This window comes from Corallococcus llansteffanensis (assembly GCF_003612055.1).
Classification (GTDB): Bacteria; Myxococcota; Myxococcia; order Myxococcales; family Myxococcaceae; genus Corallococcus; species Corallococcus llansteffanensis.
The window spans coordinates 1-25,104 of record NZ_RAWB01000068.1; the positions used below are offsets into that span (position 1 = coordinate 1).

At 73.0% G+C, this 25,104-nt stretch carries 17 protein-coding genes; 2 read left to right on the forward strand and 15 right to left on the reverse strand.

All coding sequences use genetic code 11. The features are described 5' to 3' along the window. Nucleotides 1-20 precede the first annotated feature (20 nt). Nucleotides 21-557 carry an FHA domain-containing protein gene (locus D7V93_RS09125; RefSeq protein ID WP_120643016.1) on the forward strand — a complete coding sequence of 179 codons (537 nt, stop codon included), beginning with the start codon at nucleotides 21-23 and terminating at the stop codon, nucleotides 555-557. Nucleotides 558-561: 4 nt separating this feature from the next. Here the strand turns inward: D7V93_RS09125 and sitI6 are convergent, their stop codons facing one another. Further along, nucleotides 562-1,278 carry a SitI6 family double-CXXCG motif immunity protein gene (sitI6, locus tag D7V93_RS09130; protein WP_120643017.1) on the reverse strand — a complete coding sequence of 239 codons (717 nt, stop codon included), beginning with the start codon at nucleotides 1,276-1,278 and terminating at the stop codon, nucleotides 562-564. A 3-nt stretch (nucleotides 1,279-1,281) separates the two neighbouring features. Further along, on the reverse strand, nucleotides 1,282-1,983 hold the full coding sequence (gene sitA6, locus D7V93_RS09135) for a SitA6 family polymorphic toxin lipoprotein (RefSeq protein WP_120643018.1): 702 nt from the start codon (nucleotides 1,981-1,983) through the stop codon (nucleotides 1,282-1,284). 157 nt (nucleotides 1,984-2,140) lie between these two features. Here sitA6 and D7V93_RS09140 point away from each other — a divergent pair, with 157 nt between their 5' ends. Next, a complete protein-coding gene (locus tag D7V93_RS09140; RefSeq protein WP_120643019.1) occupies nucleotides 2,141-3,313 on the forward strand; it encodes a metallophosphoesterase in 1,173 nt (390 codons plus the stop codon). A 12-nt stretch (nucleotides 3,314-3,325) separates the two neighbouring features. Here D7V93_RS09140 and D7V93_RS09145 read toward each other — a convergent pair whose 3' ends face one another. The 13 genes from D7V93_RS09145 to D7V93_RS09205 all read right to left on the reverse strand — a co-directional run bounded on the left by D7V93_RS09145 (nucleotide 3,326) and on the right by D7V93_RS09205 (nucleotide 25,053). Continuing rightward, the gene (locus D7V93_RS09145; RefSeq protein WP_120643020.1) at nucleotides 3,326-6,538 is read right to left on the reverse strand and encodes a CHAT domain-containing tetratricopeptide repeat protein; all 3,213 of its coding nucleotides are present in this window, start codon (nucleotides 6,536-6,538) and stop codon (nucleotides 3,326-3,328) included. A 108-nt stretch (nucleotides 6,539-6,646) separates the two neighbouring features. After that, on the reverse strand, nucleotides 6,647-7,252 hold the full coding sequence (locus D7V93_RS09150) for a class II aldolase/adducin family protein (protein WP_120643027.1): 606 nt from the start codon (nucleotides 7,250-7,252) through the stop codon (nucleotides 6,647-6,649). A gap of 38 nt (nucleotides 7,253-7,290) precedes the next feature. After that, entirely contained in the window at nucleotides 7,291-8,406 is a 1,116-nt protein-coding gene (gene mtnA / locus D7V93_RS09155; protein ID WP_120643021.1) for an S-methyl-5-thioribose-1-phosphate isomerase, read from the reverse strand. A gap of 16 nt (nucleotides 8,407-8,422) precedes the next feature. Further along, nucleotides 8,423-9,307 carry an S-methyl-5'-thioadenosine phosphorylase gene (locus tag D7V93_RS09160; RefSeq protein WP_120643022.1) on the reverse strand — a complete coding sequence of 295 codons (885 nt, stop codon included), beginning with the start codon at nucleotides 9,305-9,307 and terminating at the stop codon, nucleotides 8,423-8,425. 36 nt (nucleotides 9,308-9,343) lie between these two features. Then, entirely contained in the window at nucleotides 9,344-10,045 is a 702-nt protein-coding gene (mtnC, locus tag D7V93_RS09165) for an acireductone synthase (RefSeq protein WP_120643023.1), read from the reverse strand. Beyond that, entirely contained in the window at nucleotides 10,042-10,587 is a 546-nt protein-coding gene (locus D7V93_RS09170) for a 1,2-dihydroxy-3-keto-5-methylthiopentene dioxygenase (protein WP_120643024.1), read from the reverse strand. Before D7V93_RS09170 ends, mtnC begins: the two co-directional genes overlap by 4 nt. Beyond that, nucleotides 10,584-11,213: a methylthioribulose 1-phosphate dehydratase gene (locus D7V93_RS09175; protein WP_120613980.1), complete on the reverse strand. Its 630-nt coding sequence runs from the start codon at nucleotides 11,211-11,213 to the stop codon at nucleotides 10,584-10,586. The genes D7V93_RS09170 and D7V93_RS09175 overlap by 4 nt, the downstream gene beginning before the upstream one ends. Before the next feature lie 121 nt (nucleotides 11,214-11,334). Continuing rightward, a complete protein-coding gene (locus D7V93_RS09180) occupies nucleotides 11,335-12,147 on the reverse strand; it encodes an alpha/beta hydrolase (RefSeq protein ID WP_244237197.1) in 813 nt (270 codons plus the stop codon). A gap of 59 nt (nucleotides 12,148-12,206) precedes the next feature. After that, entirely contained in the window at nucleotides 12,207-13,448 is a 1,242-nt protein-coding gene (locus D7V93_RS09185; RefSeq protein ID WP_120643028.1) for a serine/threonine-protein kinase, read from the reverse strand. A gap of 97 nt (nucleotides 13,449-13,545) precedes the next feature. Beyond that, the gene (gene ddpX / locus D7V93_RS09190; RefSeq protein ID WP_208722962.1) at nucleotides 13,546-14,205 is read right to left on the reverse strand and encodes a D-alanyl-D-alanine dipeptidase; all 660 of its coding nucleotides are present in this window, start codon (nucleotides 14,203-14,205) and stop codon (nucleotides 13,546-13,548) included. After that, the gene (gene queC, locus D7V93_RS09195; protein WP_120643030.1) at nucleotides 14,205-14,900 is read right to left on the reverse strand and encodes a 7-cyano-7-deazaguanine synthase QueC; all 696 of its coding nucleotides are present in this window, start codon (nucleotides 14,898-14,900) and stop codon (nucleotides 14,205-14,207) included. The genes ddpX and queC overlap by 1 nt, the downstream gene beginning before the upstream one ends. Before the next feature lie 57 nt (nucleotides 14,901-14,957). Then, the gene (locus tag D7V93_RS09200) at nucleotides 14,958-15,566 is read right to left on the reverse strand and encodes a hypothetical protein (protein ID WP_120643026.1); all 609 of its coding nucleotides are present in this window, start codon (nucleotides 15,564-15,566) and stop codon (nucleotides 14,958-14,960) included. Nucleotides 15,567-15,579: 13 nt separating this feature from the next. Next, the gene (locus D7V93_RS09205; protein WP_244237198.1) at nucleotides 15,580-25,053 is read right to left on the reverse strand and encodes a tetratricopeptide repeat protein; all 9,474 of its coding nucleotides are present in this window, start codon (nucleotides 25,051-25,053) and stop codon (nucleotides 15,580-15,582) included. Nucleotides 25,054-25,104: the final 51 nt, after the last annotated feature.

Below are 25,104 nucleotides of genomic sequence, written 5' to 3' on the forward strand. Positions count from 1 at the left end.
GGGGGTACGGTAGGGGGGTGATGCCCTCCGTCCAACAGCTCCGCCCGTTCGCCTACGCGCCCGTACAGGCGTTCCTGCAAGCATCTGGACCGGTGGTGCTCATCCAACAGCCGCCGGAGCCGGTGTTCCGGCAAGTGGCGCTGAGGCTGGCGGAGGCGCGCACGGTGGGCATGGCGCACCGCTCAAGGCTGGTGGACCGGCTCCTGGTGATGCTCCAGGGGTTCGACGCCCTGGAGGTGCACTTCCTGGGGCCGGAGTGGGACGGGCAGGAGCTGAAGGTGGGGCGCATGGAGGGCTGTGCGTTGATGGTGCACGAGCCGTCGGTGTCGAAGCAGCACGCGGTGCTGCGCTGGCACGCGGCGCAGGGGACCTGCTCGGTGCAGGACCTGGGCTCCATGAACGGCACCTGGCTGAACGCGGCGGCGCTGGGCGAGGGCGAGGTGCGGCTGCTCACGGACGGCGATGCGCTGTCGTTCGGGGACGCGCAGTTCCTCTACCTGCGGGCGGAGACGCTGCACTCACACCTGAGGCTCGCGAGCCCGGGTGGGGGGATGTGACGGGCTATTGCGCGGGAAGTTCCCGGTAGATCACGTCCGCGGGGCCCAGCCGCTGCACGACTTCGACGAAGCGCTCGCTCACGACGCACGGGTTCGCGCCTTCAATGCCGAAGACGTCGAGCCCTTCGGGGATGGAGGAGCGCAGCAACCAGCGCTTGGGCGGCAGGGCGAATGACTCCGGGCTACCGCAGAGGGTGCACGCGGGTGTCTTCCATTCCCCGATGCAGTCAGGGTGCAGCTTCGCCAGCGGCCGCTTCTCCAACTCGTAGAGCGCGGGCATGTTGCTTCGACGGGACTTGAGCTCCATCCGGACCGCGATGATGCCGGTCAGACCTTCGGACTTGAGCAGCTCGACCGCGTCCTCACGGAGGACCACTTCCCAGGGTGGATCGCAGGTGATGGGACCGAACTTGCCTCTCGCTGTGCCGACCATGGGCCCGAACGAAGCGCCTGCCCTGACAGGAAGCTCGAGGGGAACAAACGGTCGCACCAGCGCCACCAGCCGGTTGTATTCCTTGAGGGACGTCGGCCATCGCTGCTCTGCGAGCGTTGATGCTGCTTCACCCGACAGCTCCACCGATGGAAACGCGTCCATTCCTGCCCAGACGCCATACCGGGGACACTCGACCCCTGACAGGCCCCATCGGTGGCGCGTCCGATACTCTCCGCTCCACTGCGGTTCAGAGTCTCGAGGTGGGCCACGAATTTCGAAGTAGCGCATGTCTCAGTCCTCGAAGGGGATGGGCATGAGGTCCACCTGTTGCCAGTACGTCATCGTCAGTCCGAAGAGCCCATACTTCTGGATCATCCAGGACGCATGTTCGAAATGACGTGGCACGCTCGCATTCAAGCCCTCGTCGTCAATGAAGGCCTTCCAGTCCTTGTTCCAGGGCCCGCCGCTCGCACCGCGATGGATCCGCGCGTGAACCTCTGCATCGACCAACAGGACGTACTTGTGGATGTTGATGTTCTTGCGTTCAAAGTGCGCCTTGAACGCCTGTGGAAACATGTGGTGTCGCTCCTTCGGCCGCTTCGCCCACTCCTCCTTCGCCTTCTGGCGTCGTAACTCGCTCGGCAGCTTCTCGCGCGGGTGCCAGCGGAACACCATGATGGGCACCGCGTCGCCCGGCAGGCCCTGGGCACTGCCCCACGTCCGCTGAGGCCCGCTGCCGGGCGCCACGAACACCGGCACCGCCGCCGTGGCGCCTCGCGTGCGCACCACGCGGTTCGGCGCCAGGTCCTCGCACCGGAACAGCGCGCAGACGTCGTCCTCGCACACGGGCGCGAGGCACTGGTCCTCGTCGCGGTCCTCGCACTCCCGTGACTCGTCCGTCCCCTCCCACTCCTGCGTGGGTGAGAACGCCTGCGTCATGGGCGCCGACGCACACCCCGCCAGCAAGAGCACCCACAGCCACCACCCGCGCATGCCGCCTCCGACCTTGAGCTTCCTTCCCGTTATTCCATGCTTCACGCGCCAGTCGTGGTGCGCGTGACTCAGGCGAGCGGGCGCGATGTCGGTGGTCCAGCGCGCGGTCAGGGGCTCCGTTATCCTCGGGCCTCCTCACACGGAGAGCGCCGAAACGATGGGAAGGCTCCTGGTCCTGCTGTTCGTCTACCTGGGCGCGTACCTCGTGCTGCGCAGGTTGTGGCCCGGCGCCATGCGCGGGTGGCGCCATGGCGTGCTGCTGGGCCTGATGGGGCTGTCGTTCGCGGCCTGGCTCGTGCCCGTGCTCACGGGCTACGGCCTCCACCACACGCCCGCGCCCCTCGTGCCCGTGAAGCTGTTCGCCGTCACCTGGAGCATCGCCGCGCTGCTGGTGATGCTGCTCGGCCTGCCGTTGCTCGGGATGTCGCGGTGGGGCGAACGCCGCCGCCAGGGCGCTCCCCCTCCCGTGAACCTGGAGCGCCGGGGCCTGCTGATGAAGGCCGGCCAGGCCATGCCCGTGCTCGCCGTGGGCGCGAGCTCCGTGGGCGTTGCGGGCGGCAGCCTGGGCTTCACCGTACGCGAGGTGGAGGTGAAGCTGCGCGGCCTCCCCGCCGCGCTCGAGGGCTTCCGCATCGGGCAGATCACCGACGTCCACGTGGGCCCCTTCATCAGCCCCGAGTACCTGCGCGGCGCCGTGGACGCGATGAACGCGGCCGGCGTGGACCTCCAGGTCATGACGGGCGACCTCATCGACGACGTGAACCAGCTCGACGACACCATGGCTGCCCTCGCCGCGACCACCGCCCGCCACGGCATGCTCGCCATCCTCGGCAACCACGAGCACTGGCGCGGGCTCGAGGAGGTGCTCGGCGGCTATGAGGCGCTGGCCCGTCGCGGCGCGCCGGTCCGCCTGCTCGTGGACGAAACCCAGGTGCTGGAACACGAGGGCCAGCGCATCCGCGTGGTGGGCGTGGACTACCCCATGTCCGGCCGCAGCCACCGCGTGCGCGACACGCGCATGAAGGAGTCCGCGGAGGCGTCCTTCCAGGGTGGCCACCCGGACGACTTCGTCCTCTGCCTCTCCCACCACCCGGACTTCTTCTCCTACGCCGCCGAGCGCGGCGCCCGCCTCACGCTCTCCGGCCACACCCACGGCGGACAGGTGGCCTTCCTCGGGATTCCGCTGTTCGGCTTCGCCTTCAAGCACATGCTGGGCCGCTACCGCTTCCGCGACAGCCACCTCTACGTCTCCGGCGGCACCGGGCACTGGCTGCCCTTCCGCATCGGCGTGCCGCCGGAAGTCACGCTGCTCACGCTGCGCGGCGCTTGAGCAGCACGCGGGCTACGGGGAAGGCGCGAGCAGCCGCAGGGGCGCGTCCCGCCCCATGGCGATGAAGGGCGCCCAGTAGTGGGGATGCGGGTACTCGCTGCGCACCTCGCGCATCGCCTCGCGCAGCGCCGTGGCCGGGCCCAGGCCCGCCAGCAGGTGGCGGTAGTAGGTCTCCATGAGCACGCGGGTCGTCGCGTCATCCACCTTCCACAGGCTCATCACCACCGTCTCCGCTCCCGCCACGAGGAAGGCCCGGCGCAGCCCGTAGACGCCCTGCCCCCGCCGGACGTCTCCCCGGCCGGTGTCGCACGCGGACAGGACCACCAGCTGGGTGCCCCACAGGTCCAGTCCGGCCAGCTCCAGCGCCGTCACCAGCGCGCTGCCGGACGAAGCGCTGGGCGTAGCCTGGGGCTTCCGTGCGTTGGCCCCCGCGAACAGCAGGCCGGAGCGCAGCAGCGGATCCGGAGGCGGCTGCGCGAGCGGGTCCTCGCCCAGCGCGCCAAACTTCGCGAGGGCGCGGGAGCGCTCGGGAGCGACGGCGTCCTCCAGGAAGAAGCCGTGCGTGGCCAGATGGAGGATGCCGGGGGTGGGCATGTGCAGCAGCCGATCCCGCGTCGCCTCCTGCCCCAGGAAGAGCTGGGCCTGGGGGATCAGCCGCTGGATGGCCTCGGCCTCCTGGCGGGAGCCCGGCAGGGGGGCCAGGTTCCAGTCCCGGGGCACCTGACCCTCGAGCGCCGGCGAGACGGAGCGCTCGGGCCCCATGCGCTCCGCCTTCATGGGGGCCACGGGCGTGGCGTTGAAGGCCGGATCCGCGAGGACGACCACGGAGGACGCCGGGAGGGTCTGCTGCTGACGGGGCAGCAGGTCCTTGCCGGAGGTGAGGTAGGTGAAGTCGTGGGTGTCGACGAGGAACTGGTGGCCGTCGTGGAGGGCGGCGAAGGGCACCAGGGCCAGCTGACCGTCCGGTGAGATGAAGAGGCGCTGGGCCGCGCCCAGCAGGGGCAGCAGGGGCTTGAACGCGAGCCGGTAGAGCGCCTCGGCCTCGGGCTGGAAGGCGGCATCACGGCGGGCCAGGGCGTCCCTCATGCGCGAGGCGGCCGCTTCGATGGACCCCGCCGGTCCCAGGTCGAGGGTGCGGATGCTCGCGTCGGGCAGGAGCACCAGGGCCAGACAGCGGAGCTGCGGCCCGGGGGTGCCGGGCCCGGGCACGAGAGGGCGATCCTCGTAGGTGATGAACTCCACGAGCGCCCCATCCGCGGGCAGGGCCTGGGCGACACGGTCGACGATGTCCGCGGGAGACGGCAGCGCGGCCAGCGCGCGCAGGGGCGCGGAGCGTCTGGCGAGGGTGGCTTCGAGCGCGTCGCCCTGCGCCGCGAGGGCCTGGAGCCGCTGCCGGTAGGCCTTCAGCGGCAGCGCGCCGGGTCCCTGGAGCGACAGGCTGGCCAGCTGGGTGCGCAGGGTTCGCAGCTGATCAAAGGTGCCGCGCTCCTCCGCGCCCAGGCTCCGGTAGACGGCCCGGGAGATGTCGGCGGTCTCCTCGACGGAGCGGCCCTTGAGGAGCAGCGCCGCGCTCAAGGCGAGGCGTCGCACGTCGGCGGAGTCCGGATGCGCGCGCAGCAGCGCGTAGAGGCGCTCCTCGTCGGCGCGCAGGAGCTGGAGGAAGCTGGCCAGGCGCGACTCGGAGAAGTCGAGCGCCTCCTTGCGCAGGCGCTGCTCGGACACGGCGAAGGCGCGCGTGAGCAACGGCATGGCCGCGTCCAGGCGATGCTGGGCCAGCCGGAGGAAGGCCAGGTTGTTGAGCGAAGCGGCGAGCCCCGGATGGTCCTTGCCCAACGCCGCTTCCCGGATGGCGAGCGCGCGCTCGTAGAGCGGCTCGGCCCGCTCATACCGCCCCTGCTCCCGGTGGAGGGTGGCGAGGTTGCTGAGCAGACCGGCCACGTCGGGATGGTTCTGGCCAAGGCTCTCCTCCCACAGCACGAGGGCGCGCGCGTAGAGCGGCTCCGCCCGGTCGTACTGCCCCTGGTCCCGGTAGAGCGTGGCGAGGTTGTTGAGCAGGGCCGCGACATGGGGATGGTGCTCGCCGAGCGTCTCCTCCCAGAGCGCGAGCGCGCGCACGTAGAGCGGCTCCGCCCGGCGGTGCATCCCCCGCGCGAGGTAGAGGCTGGCCAGGTTGTTGAGCGAAGCGGCGAGGTCCGCCCGGTTCCCGTCAGGGGCCGCTTCCTGGAGGGCGATGGCGCGCGCGTAGAGCGGCTCCGCCCGGTCGTACACCCCCTGCTCCTGATAGAGATTGGCGAGGCTGTTGAGGGACTCGGCGACGTCCGGGTGGTTCCTGCCCAGCGCCGATTCCCGGAGCGCGAGCGCGCGCACGTAGAGCGGCTCCGCCCGGCCGTACTGCCCCTGGTCCTGGTAGAGCGTGGCGAGGTTGTTGAGCGAATCCGCGAGGTCCGGGTGCGCCTTGCCGAGCGCCGCCTCCCGGAGCGCGAGCGCGCGCACGTAGAGCGGCTCCGCCCGGCTGAACAACCCCTGCTCCCGGTAGAGCAGGGCGAGGTTGTTGAGGGAGTCGGCGACCTCGGGATGGTTCTTGCCGAGGACCGTCTCCCGGAGGGTGAGCGCGCGCACGTAGAGCGGCTCCGCCCGGCTGTACAACCCGCGCTCCTGGTAGAGGTTGGCGAGGCTGTTGATCGAATTGGAGAGGGCGGACTGGTTCTCGCTGAGGGCCACCTCCCGGCTGGCGAGCGCATCCGAAGGGAGCCGCCGGTCCTTGCCGTACAGACTCTGCCGCCGGCCGAGCGCGTGCCGGTGCCCGTAGAAGGCTCCGGCATGACGGTCCAGTTCCATCTCCGGAGAGGAGGAGAAGGCAAGGAGCCTGGCCGCGGTTTCGGACCCCAGGGTGTCGTGGTCGACCACCGTCTCCCGGATGACGAGCGCGCGCTCCAGGAGAGTCCCGGCCCGGTCGAAGTCCCCCTGGAGCCGGTACAGTTCCCCGAGCAGGTGCAGACAGTGGGCGACCTCCGGATGCGTGCCTCCGAGCACCGACTCCCGCAGCGCGAGCGCGCGCTCGCTCAGCGTCAGGGCCTCGGCGTACCGGCCCTCTTCGTACAGTGACACTGCCCGGGCATAGGCCTCCCGGGCCTCGTCCAGCCGTGCCTCCGACGACTCCCCTCCGGGCATTCTCGCGGCGCAGCCCAGGGCCAGCACCAGCACCCATCCGAGAATCCACCGCATGCTCCTCCTCCGGGACCGACGGGGGCCCAGGACGGACCACCATCCCCAGGAGAGCCAGGGACCGGGAGAATCATGCAGCAATCCCACCGCAAGAGGCGGGAAGGGCACCTACTGCCCGTAACCCCTGAATTGTTCGAACACGCGCGCCATCTCCGCGTCGTCCAGCAGCACGGGCTCCCCCACCTGGAGCGCGCGCCAGTACATGGCCGCCAGCGTCTCCACCTCCACCGCCAGCTTGTAGGCCGCCGGCAGGTCCGCGCCCAGGGCCACCAGCCCATGGTTCGCGAGCAGGCACGCCTTGCGGCCCTCCAGCGCCACCATCATGTGCCGCGCCAGCTCCGGGGTGCCGAAGGTCGCGTACTCCGCGCACCTCACGTCCGTGCCGCCCGCCGCGGAGATCATGTAGTGGAAGGCCGGGATGCCCCGGCGCAGGCACGCCAGCGTCGTGCTGAACATGCTGTGCGCATGCACCACCGCGCCCACCTCCGGACGCGCGGCCAGGACGTCCCGGTGCAGCTGCCACTCCGACGACGGCTTGCGATGGCCGTCGTGCGTGCCGTCGAAGCGCATGAGGACCAGGTCCTCCGGCGTCATCGTCTCGTAGTTCATCCCCGAGGGCGTGAGGAGGAAGCCCCCCTCCACCCGCTGGCTCAGGTTGCCCGACGTGCCCTGGTTCAGCCCGGAGGTGTTCATCCGCCGCGCGGTGGCCACCATCGCCTCGCGCAGCGCCTGCTGTCCTCCCAACGGCTCCCTCACTTCGTCAGGCTCCGCCCCGCGCGCCGCTCCGGGAAGAGCGACAGCAGCCCCTCCTCCGTCGCCGGACACACGCCCCGCTCGGTGATGAGCGCCGTGACGAGCCGCGCGGGCGTCACGTCGAACGCGTAGTTCGCGGCCACGCTCCCCGGCGGCGTGATGCGCACCGTGGCGATGTCCCCCGACGGCAGCCGGCCCGTGACGTCGCTGAGCTCCGTGCCCTCGCGCTGCTCGATGGGGATCTGCTTCACGCCGTCCTGGATGGTCCAGTCCACCGTGGGCGACGGCAGCGCGACGTAGAACGGCACGCCGTTGTCCTTCGCCGCGAGCGCCTTCAGGTAGGTGCCAATCTTGTTCGCCACGTCGCCATGCGCCGTCGTGCGATCCGTCCCCACGATGCACAGGTCCACGTCCCCGTGCTGCATCAGGTGGCCGCCCACATTGTCCGCGATGACGGTGTGCGGAACACCGTGCTGGCCCAGCTCCCACGCCGTCAGCACCGCGCCCTGGTTGCGGGGCCGCGTCTCATCCACCCAGATGTGCACCGGCAGGCCCGCGTCGTGCGCCAGGTACATGGGCGCCAGCGCCGTGCCCCAGTCCACCGTCGCCAGCCACCCGGCGTTGCAGTGCGTGAGCACGTTGAGCCGCCCCTTGCGGCCCTTCTTGTCCCACGCCTCCTGGAAGAGCTTCAGCCCGTGCTCGCCAATGGCCCGGTTGATGGCCACGTCCTCGTCGCACAGCGCCGCCGCGTGCTGGTACGCCGCCGCCACCCGCTCCGACGGCTTGAGCGGCGTCAGCGCGTGTCGCATCCCATCCAGCGCCCAGTGCAGGTTCACCGCCGTGGGCCGGGTGGCCCGGAGCATCGTCAGCGCCCGCTCCAGCGCGGCGTCGGACGCGTCCTCGCGCATGGCCAGACACACGCCGTACGCAGCCGTGGCGCCAATCAGCGGCGCGCCTCGCACCAGCATGCTGCGGATGGCGTGGCCCGCCTCATCCGCCGTCCGCAGCTTCACCTTCACGAACGCATGCGGCAGGCGCGTCTGGTCGATGACGCCCACGGACCAGCCGTCGGACTCGACCCAGATGGAGCGCATCGGCTCGCCTTGGACTTTCATCGCCGTGTCTCCCTGTTCAGCGCTTGAGGACGCGGCCCGCCACTGCGGAGAGCTTCTCCACCAGGGCCGGGTCGCGCACTTCCGGAGCGGTCATGATGGCGTGGTCCAGCGCGTTCTGGCAGCCGCTGCGGCACGGGCTGCCGTGGCTGTTCACGAGCGGCGCCACGTTCTTCACCAGCCCGCGCGCCTTGCCCGCGTTGCCCAGCAGCACCGCCACCACCTGGTCCACCGTCACCGCGTCGTGGTCCGGATGCCAGCAGTCGAAGTCCGTGACCATCGACACGCTCGCGTAGCAGATCTCCGCTTCACGGGCGAGCTTGGCCTCCGGCATGTTCGTCATGCCAATCACATCACAGCCCCACTGCCGGTACAGCTTGCTCTCCGCCAGCGTGGAGAACTGCGGGCCCTCCATCACCAGGTACGTGCCGCCGCGCACGACCTTGATGTCCAGGCCCTCGCACGCCGACATCACCGCGTCGCCCAGGCGCGAGCACACCGGCTTCGCCATGGACACGTGCGCCACCAGCCCCGTGGAGAAGAAGCTCTTCACCCGGGAGAAGGTGCGGTCCACGAACTGGTCCACCACCACGAAGGTGCCCGGCGGCAGGTCCTCGCGCAGGCTGCCCACCGCGGAGATGGACAGGATGTCCGTCACGCCGCTGCGCTTCAACGCGTCGATGTTCGCCCGGAAGTTGAGCTCCGACGGCGGGATGCGGTGCCCCCGCCCGTGGCGCGGCAGGAACACCACCTGCTGGTCGCCAATGCGCCCGAAGCAGAACTCGTCCGACGTCTCCCCGAACGGTGACGCCACCCGGCGCCACGACACCTCCGTGAGACCGTCAATCTGATACAGGCCGCTGCCGCCGATGATGCCCAGCACGGGCGGGTTGGAACTCGACATGGTGGAGACTCCGGAAGGGGGACTGCGGAAGCGAACTCAGGACACGAGCGCGAACGGGTCGAGCGTCGTGAAGTCGTGGAACGTCGGGTGTCCGTGGCCCGGCGGGATGGCCACCTCGCCCCGGTCCAGGCAGGCCGTGAAGAGCCCCGCCTGTCTGGCCGCCTCCAGCTCCGCCACGTTGTCCGACAGGAACAGGATGTCGCCCGGCGGCAGCTCCAGCGCCTGGGCAATCTTCGTATACGACGCGGCCTCCACCTTGGGGCCGGTGGTGGTGTCGAAGTAGCCGGAGAACAGCGGCGTCAGGTCCCCCTCCACGCTGTAGCCAAAAATCAGCTTCTGCGCGGCCACGCTGCCGGAGGAATAGACATACAGCCGGAGGCCCCGCGCGTGCCACGCGCGCAGCGCCCGGGCCGCGTCCGCGTGCACGTGGCCCTTGATTTCGCCTCTCGCGTAGCCGTCCGCCCAGATGAGGCCCTGGAGCGTCTTGAGCGGCGTGGCCTTGCGGTCCTCGTCCAGCCAGCGCTGGAGCAGCGCCACCGTGCCCACGTCGTCCAGCGAGGGCTCGCCCGCGAGCGTGCGGGCGTCGGACAGGCACTGGCGCACGGTGGGCTCCTCCCCGTGCGTCGCGACGTACTCCACCAGGTGCTTGCGGGCGAAGGGGAAGAGCACGTCCTTCACGAAGGCGATGGAGCTGGTGGTGCCCTCGATGTCGGTGACGACGGCGACGGGGCCGCTCACGGCTCGTACTTCGGGAAGCGGTCGGCGATGGTTTCGCCGGTGAAGTTGCCCACCCAGCCGTCCGGACGGATGAAGAAGCGGATGGCGGCGAACAGGGGCGCGGGGCCCATGTCGAACCAGTGCTTCATGCCCTCCGGCACGCTGATGAGGTCGCCGCGCGTGCACACCACCTGGAAGACCTTGTCCTGGGCGTGCAGGTAGAAGCAGCCGCTGCCCTCCACCATGATGCGCGACTCGTCCTCCGTGTGGGTGTGCTCGGAGAGGAACTTCTGGCGCGCCTGCACCACGTTGGGCGCGTCCGGCTTGATGCGCACCACGTCCACGGTGTTGTAGCCGTGGGCCTTCTTCTCCGCGTCCACCACGTGCTGGTAGGCCGCGAGCACCTCGTCCTGCCCCGCCCCTTCGGGCAGCGCCACGGACGCGTCCACGCGCTCGAAGCGCACGCCGATGGGCGCGAGCTCCCGGCCGATGTCCTTGGGTTCGGTGAAGACGCCCAGCGGCTCCGCCGGGTGGTGTTCCTTGTAGACCGTCAGGTAGCTCATCGCCGCACCTTCATCTTCTCGAGTTCGTACGTCAGCAGGTGTTCCAGCGCCACCACGTGGCGGCGCGCCTCGGCCATGCTCCGGCCCCAGGTGTACAGCCCGTGGCCGGCAATCAGATACGCCACCAGGTCCGTCCGCTTCTCCAGCAGCGCCGTCACCTTCGTCGCCAGCCGGGGGATGTCCTGGTCGTTGGGGAAGATGGGAATCGACACCGCCGCCTCGTGCGTGCGGGTGTCGCCCAGCGCCTTGAGCAACTCGAAGTCCTGGAGGACCAGCTCGCCCTCCGGCAGCTTCAGGTTCGACAGCAGCGCGGCCACCACGGAGTGCGTGTGCAGCACCGCCTGGGCCTCCGGCCGGTCGCGGTACAGCTGCAGGTGCAGCGGCGTCTCCGCCGACGAGCCCTTCGGCGGTGGCGCGTGGATGTCCGCCACCAGCACGTCCGCCTCCACGAGCTCGCCCTTGTCCACGCCGGAGCGCGTGACGGCGGCCGTGCGGGCATCCAGCCGGCGGGAGAAGTTGCCGCTGGTGGCGGGCACGAAGTTGCGCACGCTGAGGAAGCGCCCCACTTCGACGATTTCACGGGCGGCTTCGGACAGGGTGGCGGCGGGGGCCGGGTTGACGCTCATCCATCCCTCGGGGGAAGCAGGACGCGATGAAACATCGCGTTGATGACACACAGCATAATCCGGGGCTCGCGGGTAGGCGCAAGGGAACGCGACGCGGGACGTCATGCGCCGGCGGGCCGGCTCAGGGGCCTTCGAGCGCGAACGTGGCCAGGCGCGCGAACTCCTTCTGGTCGTTGCCCTCCAGCACGTCGTTGTGGCCCGCGCCGGGCACCGTCACCACCTTGGCGTTCGGGAAGCGCTGACCCAGCGTGCGGCCCATCTCCACCGGGATGACGGTGTCCTGTTCGCCGTGGATGACGAGCACCGGGATGGGGATGGAGGGGGCCTTGGCCAGCGAGTCGTAGCGGTCGCGCATCAGCACCGAGGCGGGCAGGAAGGGCACGGCACGCTGGCCCATGGCCACCATGGACGTGTACGGCGCCACCAGCACCATGCGGGCGCCGTACCCGCGCCGCGCCAGCTCCACCGCGACGCCCGTGCCCAGGCTGCGCCCGCTGAGCACCACCTGCTCCGGCTTCACGCCCTGCTCGCGCAGGAACTGGAGCGCCGCCTCGCCGGCCGCGTACAGGCCCGCCTCCGAAGGGCTGCCCGGCGACGCGCCGTAGCCCGGGTACTCCACGGCGAGGAAGCCCAGGCCCGCGTCCCCCAGCCCCTGGCCCAGCCCCACCTGCGACAGGAGGTGCTCGCCGTTGCCGTGGAAGTGCACCACCGTGGGCGCTCCCGGCGGCGCGGGCAGGTAGAAGGTGTCTACCTGGAGCCCCGCCGCCAGCGGCACCCGGCCGAAGCCGGGACGTTGCCGGAGCGACTCGGGCGCGGTGTGGGGCGCGGGATAGATGAGGGCGCCCTGCGCGGCGAAGGCGAGCGCGCACAGCGCGAAGTACAGCATTCCGAAGATGAAGAGGACGGCCATGAGTGGGCGGCGGGGACGTTGCACGCCGCCAGTCCATCACATCGCGCGCGGCTTCGGGTGCGCCTCCTGGAAGCCGCGGGACGTCAGTGCAGCATCGTCGCGAAGAACGACATGCCCAGGTGCACCGCGGACGCGATCACCAGCCCCGCGCCCACCACCGCGGCCATCGTGATGGCCATGGGGTTGCGGTCCGCGGCGCGCAGGCCCTGGTGGAAGGTCTTCTTCAGGAACGTGCGCTGGCACTGCACGTGGATGCGGCCCTCCTGAGCGGCCTGCAACTGGAGCAGCATGTCGTCCGCCGACGTGTAGCGCTGCGCGGGGTCCTTGCTCATCCCCTTCGCCACGAACCACAGCAGCTCCGCGGGCACCGGGCCCTGCGGGCTGTTGAGGTGCATGGGGGCCAGGGTGAGCTCGCGGGTCTGCACGCCCTTCATGATCTCCGGCACCGACGTGAGCCCCTCCAGGTAGTGCGTCAGGCCGAGCAGCTCGTGGAAGAGCACGGACAGGCTGTAGATGTCGCTGCGCGCGTCCATCGTGTCGTGCTCGCCGCGCGCCTGCTCCGGGGACATGTAGAGCGGCGTGCCCACCACGGAGCCCAGCTCCGTGTGGAGCGGCCGGGCCTGCTGGAGCTCCGACGACGTGGCGCCTCCGGGGGAGGCCGGCGTGGAAGCGGCGGCGCCCACCTTGCGCGCGAGGCCCCAGTCCAGCACGGTCACTTCACCGAAGGGCCCGACCATGATGTTCGCGGGCTTGAGGTCGCGGTGGATGAAGCCCTTGCCGTGCGCGTACGACAGCGCATGCAGCACGCCCATGAAGATCTGCACCCGCACCTGGAACGGATAGCGCACGAGCGCGTTCAGGTCCGCGGCGCGCAGGCGGGCGATGATGGACTCCAGCGTCTCGCCCTGCAGGTGCTTCATCATGAAGAAGTAGCGGCCCTGCTCATCCACGCCCACGTCGTGCACCGGCACGATGTTCGGGTGGTCCAGCGTGCCCACGGTGCGGATCTCCTCCACGAAGCGCAGCACCCGGTCCAGGTCCGCGCCCGGCGGCAGCCGCTTGAGCGCCACCTCCCGCTCGATGTCGTGGTCGCGGATGAGCACGACCTCGCCCATGCCGCCCTGGCCCAGCGGCCGCACCTCCTCGAAGCGCTCGCGTTGCAGGGGCACCACGCTGGGCTGCGCGCCCGTCCATTCCACCCGGGGCAGCACCGTGTTCCGGCGACTGGAGGTCACGGCCCCTGGCGCGAGGGTGGGCGCGATCTCCGAACGGGAGGACGGGGAGAGGAGCGTGTTTTCCAGGCCTGCCGCGAGCGTTTGCCTCATGGGCGCCAGGAATAGCAGGCACCGCGTGCGCGCGCCCACCTACGCGCAGTCCATGACGCAACCGCGCGAAACCACTGGGCTGGCGGCCGACCAGGCGTCAGTTCGCCGGGATAAAGGGCACGTCCAGCACCGGCAATTTCGTAGCGCCGGGCAGGTCGTAATGCCACCACTCCATCTTGTTGCGCTGGAAGCCCGCGCCCTCCATCGCCTGCCGCAGCACCTCGCGGTGCTCGCGCGAGGCGGGGGTGCCGCCCTTGAAGCCGTGGTGCGCGGAAGGGGTGAAGTCGTCGAAGGCGGTGGGCATCTCCACCTCGCCCCCGTCGGCCGTCGCCAGCGTCAGGTCCACCGCGCCGCCCCGGTTGTGGTTGGAGCCCTTGCGCGGGTCCGCCACGTAGCCGGGCTTGGGCAATATCTTCCACATCTCGTACTGCACCGCGCGCGGGCGGTAGCAGTCGTAGACCTTCAGCCGGTAGCCCTGGGGGCGCAGCACGTCCGCGGCCTGCTTCAGGCGCTTCACCGAGTCCGGCAACAACAGACACCGCGCGCCGTCCGGGTACACCTGGCGCTTGAGGAAGTTGTCCTTCGTCGCGTAGCGCAGGTCCAGCATCAGGTCCGGGATGACGGTGGTCGCGTCCACCAGCTCCACCTTGGGCGCGGCGGCGGCCTTCGGCTTCGGAGTCGGCTTCGCGTCCTCGGCCAGGGCCGGAGCGCTCCCCAGCAGCGCCAGGGTCAGCGCGAGTCCCGTCGTCGTCCGCATCAACGCACCCCTTCCATGTACGTCGTGGGATCCGCCACGCCGGCTTCCTGGAAGCCCTTGGCGCGCAGCAGGCAGCTGTCACAGCGGCCACAGGCGCGGCCCTGGGGATCCGGGTCGTAGCAGGAGTGCGTCATCCCGTAGTCCACGCCCAGCTTCACGCCGGCCTGGATGATCTGCGCCTTGGTGAGCCCGGAGAGCGGCGCGTGCACCTGGAAGCGCGCGCCCTCCACGCCCGCCTTGGTGGCCAGTTGGGCCATCGCCTCGAAGGAGCGGATGAACTCCGGGCGGCAGTCGGGGTAGCCGCTGTAGTCCACCGCGTTGACGCCGATGTAGAGGTCCGTGGCGCCCACCACCTCCGCGAGCCCCAGCGCCAGCGAGAGGAACAGCGCGTTGCGCGCGGGCACGTAGGTGATGGGGACGTCGTGGGACATGGCGTCCTCGGTGCGGTCCTTGGGCACCGGGATGTCGTCGGTGAGGGCCGAGCCGCCCACCTGCCGCAGGTCCACCGTCACCACGCGCACGTCGCGCACGCCCATGACCTGCGCCACCTTGCGCGCGCGCTCCAGCTCCACCGCGTGGCGCTGGCCGTAGGCGATGGACAGGCACACCGGCTCGAAGCCGTCCGCCTTCGCCATCGCCAGACAGGTCGTCGAATCCAGTCCGCCGGACAGGAGCACCACCGCACGCTTCGCCATGCCATCCTCCACTTCGGGGCGGCGCACGTTACACGACGGGGCGGCACCCCGGGGGCTTCAGTCCTGCCGGTCGCCGCTCACTTTGTAGACGGTGGTGCAGGTCTTCGGCTGGCAGTTGCAGGTCGCACCCTTGCCCGGCAGGAAGACGTCCGTGAGCGTGCCGCACGCGAGCGACACGTCGTAGCCGTTCTCCGTGGGAGCCGGGATGTCGCCCTCGGGGACGCCGCCATCCAGGCGCGAGCAGTCGCGCGCCACGTTGCGCGCCTGGCTGTCGCTCAGCAGCATGACGTTCAGCGCCTCCTCGATTTCGGAGTCCTCGCAGCCGGTGCCGCACGAGGCGCGGGGCGCGGTGGCGCGGTGGGTGGAGCTGACGCTCTGGCCGGTGTAGCCGGCGTCGCGCGTGAAGCCCAGCACGGTGAGGAAGCCCGTGCCCGCGTCGGTGTCGCGCGAGAAGGTGCCCTCGAAATAGAAGACGCCCGCGTCGTCCAGCTGCGCGAAGTCGCGCGAGCCCGCGTCGCAGGTGGTGCGCGCCGCGTCCAGCTTCGCCTGGAAGCGGAACGAGCCCAGCACCTGGTTGCCCGGGTACACGGGGTCGGAGAAACAACCCGCCGCCACGGCCAGGGCCGCCGCGGGGAAGAGCGCCAGTGCGAGTCGCTTCAGGTGCATGTCGTCCCCGAGGTTAGACGTCCAGCGAGGCCAGGGCCAGTTGACGGAAGGCTTCACTGCGCGCGAGCACCGCGCCCACCTCCACGCCCGTCGGGTCGCCGCCGCGCGAGTCCGCGTCCAGCTGCGCCAGCACGCGGCCCGCCGCCAGCGACGCCGGCATCGCGCGCCAGGCCGCCACCGCCGCGGCCTCCCACGCCAGCACCGTGCCGGGACGGGTGAGCTGCACGCCCGCGTCACCCAGCGCCAGCGCCAGCGCGCACAGCCAGCCCAGCTCCACCGCGCCGAAGCACCCCAGCGCGCCCGCGCCCAGCACCAGCGCGTCCGGTGACGTGAGGTACGCCTCCACGCCGCCCCGGGGGTCGACGGACAGGCGCACCGACTCCGCGCCCAGCGAAGCGAGCACCGGCCTCAGCGCGACGTGCAGACGCGACAGGCTCTCGCCCGTCACAGGTACGAGGCCATCCGGCTCCGGGTGCTGGAAGGTCCGCGGGGCGCGGACCAGCGCGGACACGGAGGCGCGCGGCGCGGGGGCGTCGCTGGAGACGAGCGCGGCGCCAATGCCATCCGTGCGCTCGGCGGCCTCCGCGCGGCCCAGGGCGCGCAGCGCTTCCGCGTACAGCGTCCAGCCGTCCACGTCCGGCCACTTCTGGCGCAGGAGCGCCGGCCAGAAGCGCACCGCGAGCGCGGCGCCATCCGGCGACGGAGACAGGCGCTCCGTCACCCAGCGCGTCAGCTCCGGCGTGAGGTGGCTTCCGTCCGCCAGTCGCTCCGTCAGGCGCACCGCGGGGCCCACGAGCTGCGCGTCCAGGTAGCCGCGCAGGATGACTTCCAGCTCCGCGGGTTCGTGCGTGAGGCGCTCGCGCAGCCGCAGCGCTTCGCCCACCATTCCGCGCGCCTCGGCGAAGCGCACCCGGCGGGCGAGCCGCTCGTCCGTGTCCGGGAGCTGCTCCAGCTGCGTGGCGGCTTCCGCGTAGCGCTCCTGGACCTCGTAGGCGTCCGCCAGCCGCTCGCGGTATGGCGTCCACGCGTCGGGGCCGGCGAGCTTCGCCAGGGTGTCCGCCAGCGCGAGGAACGCCGGGGCCTCGCGCGCCTCCTCCACCAGCGCGAGCAGCGACCGCACGGCGGCGAGGCTGTCCGGGTCGTCGGAGAGAGCTTCCTCGAAGGCCTCGCGCGCCTCGGCGGGCTGCGCCAGGGGGCCCTGCAACAGCTCACCGCGCTCCAGGTGCAGCAGCGCGCGCGCCTTCACGTCGGCGGTGTCCTGCGCGAGCAGCGCCAGCGTGCGCTCCGCGGACTCCAGCTGGCCGTGCTCGAGCTCCAGGGCGTAGCGCTCGCGCAGCAGCTCCTCGCGGCGCGCGGGCCAGCCGTCCGCGGCGAAGGCCAGCGATTGCAGGCGCGCGGGCGCGGGCAGCGCGCGCACGCGGGCAAGCACCGCTTCGGCCAGCGGCTCGGGCTCCAGACCCAGCTCCGGCAGCAGCAGCATCAGCCTCGCGGCGAGGCCTGGATCCGCGCCCAGCTCGTCCAGGGCGCGGAGGCGCGCGATGGCCGGAGCCGGACGGGCGCGCAGCACCTCGTCGCGCAGGGCCACGGCGAAGGCCGCGTCGCGCTCGTAGGACAGGGCGGCCAGCTCCAGCAGGCCTTCCCACTCGGAGTCCTCGCGCAGACCGTCCGCGAGGGCGCCCGCGTGGGCGGGGTCCGCGTCCGGCATCGCGACCAGGGCCCAGAGGGCCACGCGCGTGCGGGGTACGTCGCCGGCCTGCGCGGCCATGGCCAGCGCGTCGGTGTACTCGCCCGCGGCCATGGCGGGCGTGAAGCCCACGTCCAGGGCGCGCGCGAAGGCGCCCAGGCGGGCGAAGCGCTCGGCCAGCTCCCCCGGGGAGAGCATGTCCGGCGCGTCGGTGGCGATGCGCTCGATGACCTCCAGCGCTTCGCCCATGTCGCCGGCCTTCTCCCAGAGGCCCGCGGCCTCCAGCAGGAGTGGCGGGCGCTCCTCGGGCGCGGCCAGGCGCGCGGCCTGCAACAGCGCGCGGGCCGCGCGGGGCGCGTCTCCCGAGGCCCGGTGCAGGTGCGCGACCAGCAGCGCCGCGCGCAGGTCCGGTTCGGTGTCGACGGCGGCCTTCGCGGCCTTCAGCGCCTCTTCCAGCAGGCCCGCCTTCTCGAAGGCGCGGGCAGCGGCCACCAGCAGTGACACCCGCGGCTCACCCGACACGAGCTCCGCGCGGGCCACCCGCACCTCGGCGCGGCGCGCGTGGGCTTCACCCAGCAGCGGCTCCAGCGCTTCCAGCGCATCGGCATAGCCGGCCCCGGAGGGACCGCGCGCCACCACGGCTTCCAGTGCTTCGCGGGCGGCGTCCTCGCGGCCCGCGTCGCGTGCGAGCCCGGCCAATTCCAGACGGAGCACGGCGGCTTCGTCCGCGTCGTCCGTGCGGGGGACCAGCCGCTCCAGCGCGGCGAGCAGGGCCTCCGACAACTTGCGCGTGCGCAGCCCTTCCACCAGGGCGCGCAGGGCGGCCGGGTTCTCCGGATCCGCTTCCGCCGCGCGCTGCGTGAGCGCCCAGGCCGTGTCCGCGTCCGACAGCGAGTCGTTCGCCACGGACGCGGCGGCGAGCAGCAGCTCCGCGGCGCGCGCGCCTCCCGCGGCCTCCGCGCCGACCTCGTAGATGCCCAGCAGGTCGCCGTGACGGCCCAGGGCGTGCAGGCCCTTCACCGCGCGGTCGATGATGTGCGCGTCCGCGGGGCGCAGCCGGGCCAGGGGCACCAGCGCGTCGATGGCCTCGCGCGGATCATCGAAGAGGTCCGCCGCGCGGCGCAGCAGCACCTCCTCCGTCGCGGAGTCCTGGGCCCGACGCGCGAGCTGCAGCGAGGCCCGGTACAGCCCGGGGCCGTTGCCCGTGCGCGAGTGCACTTCGGCGAGCAGCGACAGCGCTTCACCGCCGCGCGCGCCCTCCGGCTCCAGCGACACCACCGCTTCGAACGCGTCCGCCGCGTCGTGGAAGGCGCCCGAGGCGAGCGACGCATGGCCCAGCCGCAGCCACGTGCGCACGAGCACCGGCACCGGCAGCGAGTCTCCGCCCAGCGCGAGCACGCGGCGGTCATAAGGCTGCGCCGCGGCGGGGCCTCCGCCCTGGGCGGCGAGCTCGGCGCGCGCGCAGAGGGCATCCACGTCGCCGCCCGCGCGGCTCAAGTAGTCGTCGAAGGCCTCGGCGGCCTTGAGGGCTTCGCCCGCGTCCAGCAGGCGCTGGGCCCGCTCGCGCAAGAGGGGCAGCGCCTCCGACGGCGACACGGCCTCGGCGCGCTGGCCCAGCAGGTCCGCCAGCCGGCGCACGTCTCCGGCCGCGCGCTCGCGCACGTGCACGAAGGCTTCGGCGTTGGCGGGATCCAGCTCGAACGCGCGGTCCTCGCACAGGATGGCGCGCTCGCGGGCGCCGCCGTCGCGGAAGGCGCTCGCGGCGGCGAGGTAGCTGTCCGCGGCCTCGGCGGGCGGCTGGCGCTCGGCGCGGCGGAGCATCAGCTCGGCCAGGGCCTGCCGCTCCCCGGTCTCCTCCAGGAAGGCGCGGTGGCGCGTGAAGATGGGCTCCCGGAAGGGGTCGGCCTCCAGGAGGATGGCGTCGAACTCGGCGGCGTCCGCGGGGCGGCGCACCTGGTGCAGCAGCTCCGCGGCCTGCGCGGTCAGCTCCAGGTCGTCCGGCTTCGCGGCGCGCGCGGCGATGAGCGCGGCGGCGGCGGCCTCCGGCTTGTTCGCGCGGTCGCGGTAGAGGACGGCGGCCCGGTACAGCAACGCCGCGTGACGGTCGACGTCGGTCTCGGCTTCCGCGCACTCCTCGTACCAGGCGGCCAGCTCCGCGAGCCGTCCGTCGCGCTCCAGCAGCTCCGCGAGCAGGCCTTCGGCCTCCGCGAGCGCGCGGTCCTGACGCAGGGCCTGCCGCAGGAAGCCCTCGGCCTTCGGCGCGTCCGCGAGCTCGCCCAGGTTCAGGCGCGCGAGCCGCAGCAGCACCGCCGCGCCCTGCTTCGTGCCCGTCAGCCGGGGCAGCGCGCGCTCCCACCACCGCGCTTCGGCGGACGCGTCGTCGCGGCGCTCGGCCAGGGCCGCGCCCAGGCGGGCCGTGTCCAGCTCCTCGGCGAACCCGAAGGCGCGCTCCAGGGATTCTTCCGCCGCGTTCAGGTCCAGCTTCACGTCGCGCAGCAGCTCCGCGCGGCGGCGCTCACAGGCCGCGGCCTCCGCGCGACGGTCCTCGGAGGCGAGGAGGTCGCGGGCATTGGCGAGCGAGCGCAGCGCTTCGTCCGCGCGGCCCAACACCTCCGCGAGCCGGGCCTCTTCGTCGTAGGCCGCGAGCGCCGCGTCCACGTCCCCGGCCTGGAGGCTGAGCGCGGCCACCGGCTGCAACTCGGCCAGCAGCTCCGTCGAGCGGCCCGTCTCCCGGTAGAGCGCGGCCAGCCGACGGCGCAGCGGCAGGGGCTCCTTCGCCATCTGCGCCGCGTGCGACAGCAGCGACGCCGCGATGCCCGCGTCCGCCAGCGCCTCGCGCGCGCGCTCCGCCAGCGACACCAGGCGCGTGACGGTGGCCTCGGAGGGCGCCAGCACGCGCGCGTGGGCGACGCGCACCTCGAAGGCACCGCGAGGGTCGTCCTTCTCCAGCAGCGCGGCGAGCCGTTCGACGGCGCGCTCGCTCAGCGGACGCTCCGTGAGCAGGTGGCGGTACGCGGCCACCGCGCGCTTCACGTCACCGGCCTGCTCCGCCAGCTCGCCCAGCCGCAGGGACACGGCCTCCGCCGCCTCCGGGGCCGCGCGGAAGTCCGCCGCCGCGACCAGGGCCTCCTGCAGCGGCAGGGCCTCGCGCACCGCGCCGCGCAGGTAGAGCAGCTCCGCCAGCGTGGACAGGTCCTCGCCCCGCGCCGGCACCCGCGCATGCGCCCGCCGCGCGAGGGTCAGGGCGCGGTCCAGCTCCTGCGCCTGCCGCGCGTACGTGACGCCTTCTCGCAGCAGCGACGCGGCCTCGTCAGGCTCCGCGTCTTCCGCCGCGGCCTCCAGCAGCCCCGCGGCCTCCAGCAGCTCGCCGCGCCCGGCCACCAGCGACACCAGCCGACGGCGCACGGCCGCGTCCGCCGGGGTCAGCCGCAGCGCCTGTCGCAGCGCGGCCTCGGCGGGCGCGCTCTGGCCCAGCCGGTCGAGGTAGAGGCTCGCGAGCTCCGCGTACAGCGTCGCCGCGACGGCGGGCGAGGCGTGCGGGGCCTCGGCGGCGAGCAGCTCCGCGAGCCGTGCCCAGTCCTCCAGGTCGCGCAGCACGCGCTGCAACGCGAGCGTCACTTCCTCATGACGGGGCGCGAGGAGGAGCGCGGCTTCCAGGTCGCGCGCGGCGGCCTCGAGGTCGCCCTGCCCTTCCAGCAACGCGGCGCGGAGCTGGAGCGCTTCCACGCGGCGCGCGATGGGGCCCTGGCGCGCGGCTTCGGCGAGCGCGGCGGCCTCGTCGGCGGGCTTGCCCTCACGGCGGGCCAGCTCCGCGAGCGCGAAGAAGGCGTCACACCGCGCGTCGGCGGGCAGCTCCAGCGCGATGGCGGCGCGCAGGGCGTCCCCCGCGGAGGCGCGCTCGTCCTTCTCCAGCAGCACGGTGGCCAGGGCCAGCAGCCGCTCACGGGCGCGGGCGCCCAGGCTGGCATCGGCGGCCACGGCGCGGCGCCATGCATCCAGCTCCGCGGGCGCATCCGCCGCCTCGCGCGCCAGCTCCGCGAGCATCAACAGCAGCGGCGCGGGCTTGCGCGACAGCTTCGCGGCCTGCGCGCCGTCATCCCGCGCGGCCCCGACACGACCGGCGCTCCGGTGCAGCGCGGCCCGGCGCGCGAGCAATTCGGCGCGGGCCTCTCCGGACGCGGCGGACACCAGCGTGCCCAGCAGCTCCAGCCGCTCGGCCTCTTCCTCCGCGGTGCCCGTCCCGGGCGGGGGCAGGAGCTCCAGCAGCGCCTGCGCCGCCCACGCGTCCTGCGACTCCTCCGCCAGCAGGCTGCGCAGCGAGTCCGCCGCGGCGCTCGCCCGGCCCAATGACAGACACAGCTCGGCCAGCTCGCGGCGGGCCTGACGGCGGGCGTCTCCCGCGAGGCGCGGCCACAGCTCCACCAGCAGGTCCGCCAGGGCCTCGCGCGCCCCGGCCTTGCGGTGCAGCGCGGCCAGCTCCAGCCGCGCGTCCAGGTCCTCCGGCGTCCGCGCGCAGAACTCCGCGAGCAGGCGGCGGGCCGCGTCCGTGCGGTTCGCGCGCACGGCGGCGGTGGCGGCCTTGCGCGTGAGGGCCACGCGCTCCGCCTCGCGCGGTGCATCCGCGTCGGCGGGCGGCAGGGCCAGCACCGCCTCGAAGTCCTCCAGCGCGGCGCGGGCATCCGTCGTCAGCCGCAGCTCGCCCCGGCGGATGCGCGCGGGGGCGAAGGTCGCATCGCGCTCCAGCGCGTCGGCGAGGAAGGCCTCCTCGCGGCTCGTGCCCGCGGCCAGCAGCGACGCGCGGAAGAGCAGCTTCGCGCCGGCTCGCGCGTCCGGCACCAGCGAGGCCCGCCGCGCGTACAGCCGCGCCGCCTCCAGCTTCTCGCCGCGCTCCAGCTCCAGCTCGGCCAGCGCCTCCAGCACCTCGGCGGCCAGCGGCCCTTCCGGGCTCGCCTCCAGCGCGGAGGCCAGGCGCATCAGCGCGGCGGACTTCTCCCCGCGCTCCAGCAGGGCACGCGCGCTCTGGAGGAACAGCGGCGCGGCCTCTTCCGCCCGGTCAGCGCCCGCGAGCGCCTGCGCGCGCGTGGCCCACAGCTCCGCCAGCGCCTGCGTCTCACCGGCCTCCGTGTAGAGGGCCTCCAGCCGCGTGGCGAGCACGTCGTCCAGCCGGCGCAGCGGGAAGGCCTGCGCATAGGCGGCGATGGCGCCCTCGCGGTCCCCCAGCAGCTCGCACGCCCGGCCCAGCCGCGCGCGCACGTCCGCCAGCTTCTCCGGCGCCGCGGTGCGCGGCAGCATGGCCAGCAGCGACTCCAGCGCGCGCCGAGCATGTTCCGGCCGCTCGCAGCGCAGGCTCAGGTCCGCCAGGTCCAGCAGCACCGCCGCGTCGGGGGCCAGCCGCGCCGCCTTCTCCAGCGCCACCAGCGCGTCGCCCACCCGCCCCAGCCGCGCCTCCAGCACGCCCGCGAGTTCACGCAGCGCCGCCGCCGCCAGTCGCTTGTCGCCCTGCGCCTCGGCCACGCGCGCGCGGGCCTCCAGCGCGGTCGCCAGCCCCGCCAGGTCCGCGCGCTTGCGCTGAAGGGCGCACAGCTCGCCCAGCGCGGGCAGGTCATCCGGCTCCGCGCGCAGCACCTCCTGCAACGCGTGCACGGCGAGGTCCAGGTCGAAGGCCAGGTCGCGCGCGGCCACCGCGAGGCGGCGGTACTTCTGCGCGCGCTCCTTCGGCTCCTGCGTCAGCCGCGCCAGCGCCGCGAGGCAGCGGGTGAGCTGCGCGCCATCGCGACGGGCCTCGGCCAGCGCGAGCAGCGACTCCAGCGCGGGGCGGTGGTCGCCATCCGCCTCCAACGCGAGCGTGAGCAGCTTGTCGGCCTTGTCCGCCTGCTGGAGCTTGCCCCGGTACAGCTCGCCCGCCTCGGCCCACAGCGCCGCGCGAGCCTTCGGCTCCTCCTTGAGGGCGGCGGCCTTCTCCAGCGCCTCGGCCAGCTCCTGCGAGCGGCCGGTGACGCGGAAGTACGGGATCAGCTCGTCCAGCGCCACCGCGTCACGCGGATCCAACGCGAGCGCGGCCTCCAGGTGCTCGCGAGCCCGTGCCGGGTCGCCCAGCTTCGTGCGCGACAGCCGCGCCAGCGCGTGGTGGCTCTCGTGCGCGGCGTGACGGATGCCCTCCGAGCGCGGTGCCGGACCCGCCAGCTCCAGCGCCTGCTGGTAGCCGCTCAGGGCCTCCTGCAGACGCCCCAGCCCCTCGGCCACGCGCGCGGAGGCGAACAGCGGCTCGGGCTCTCCGGGCAGCAGCGACACCGCCTCGCGGTAGCGCAGCAGCGCGTTCTCCGGCTGCTTCAGGCCCTCTTCCCACACCCGGCCCGCGAGCAGGTCCGCCTGTCCCACGCGGTCCAGCTCATGGCGTGCCATGGACACTTCGCGCAGCCGGTCCAGCGCCTTCAGCGCGCGCAGGTGCTCGCCGCCGCGGTGGCACAGCTCGCCCAGCAGCAGCAGCGCATCCGGTTGATCCGGCGACAGGCGCAGCGCGGCCTCGCAGTGCAGCCGCGCCCCCGCGATGTCGTCCTCCGTCTGCGCGCACAGCCGGGCCAGGTGCACGTGCGCGTCCGCGGCCTCCAGCGGGTCGCGCGCCAGGGCCGCGAGCCGCCGGTACGCCCGCACCGCGCCCGCCCGGTCCCGCGCCTGATCCGACGCGCGCGCCAGGGCCTTGAGCGACGGCAGGTGGTCCGGCTTGAGGCCCAGCAACTCGTGCAGCGCCTTCACCGCCACCTGGGGCGCGGTGTCGCGCGAGGAGCGCGCGGCGGCCTCGGCGGCGAAGAACGCGGCGGCCTCTTCCGACGTGCGGCGGGCCAGCGCGCACAGCGCCAGGTAGCGCTCCGCCGCGCGGGCACCCTCGCCCCGGCGCTCGCGCACCACGGCCTCGCCCCACAGCGCCGCGGGGCTGCGGTCACGACGACGCAGGAGCGTGGCCGCCACGTCCAGGGCCAGATCGTGCGCCTGCGGATCCGCCACCAGCAGCGCCAGCAGGCGTTCAGCCGCGAAGGGGTGTGCGTCCTGCGCGTCCCCGGCCTGGAGGTAGGCCTGCCGGGCCTCGGCGAGCCGCCCCTGCGCGACGAGTCCTTCCGCGTCCGCGAAGGCCCGCGCGCCCTCCAGCGCCAGCATCAGCTCCTCGTCCGGCGCGGCGGGCGGCGGCAGCCCTCCGGCGGCGAAGCGCAGCCGCAGGCCGGTGCTGGAGACCTCCGCGGCGGACAGGCGCGCGGTGTCCAGCGTGGGCACCTTGTAGCCCCGGCTCAGCGCGGCGCGCTCGCACAGGGCGGGCAGCACGCGGGTGGAGAAGCCGGTGGCGCCGCGCACCTTCACGTCCGGCAGCAGCCCCAGCGCGCCCACGGCCTCGGACAGCAGCCCCGGCAACTGCACCGACGGCGTGGCGGAGAAGCCATACAGGCGCACGTCGTAGACGTAGACGGCCAGCCGGTCCCCGTCCGCGTCGAAGGCGATCTTGAACGTGAACGGCGTGCGCTCCGGCGCGGGCAGCCGCCCCTGGCCTTCCAGGTAGCCGGGGCGGAAGTGCAGCCGCAGTTCCTCCACACCGGCCAGCCGCCCGGCCAGCTCCGCCACCTTGCGCGTGATGAGGTCCGCGTCGACCGACAGCTCCAGGAAGCCGAAGAGCAGCTTCTTGCGCTGGTAGCGCGTGGCGCCCGCGCTGACGTTGAACGGGAAGCTGACGTCCGGAATCTGGAGCGCGAAGTCGGAGATGCGCAGCCCGGGCTGCACCTCCAAGGCCGGAAAGCCCACGAACGCGCGCCGATCCAACAGGCGAAGCTCGGGGGCGGCGCCCGACTGGGGGGCGGCGGACTTGGGGGA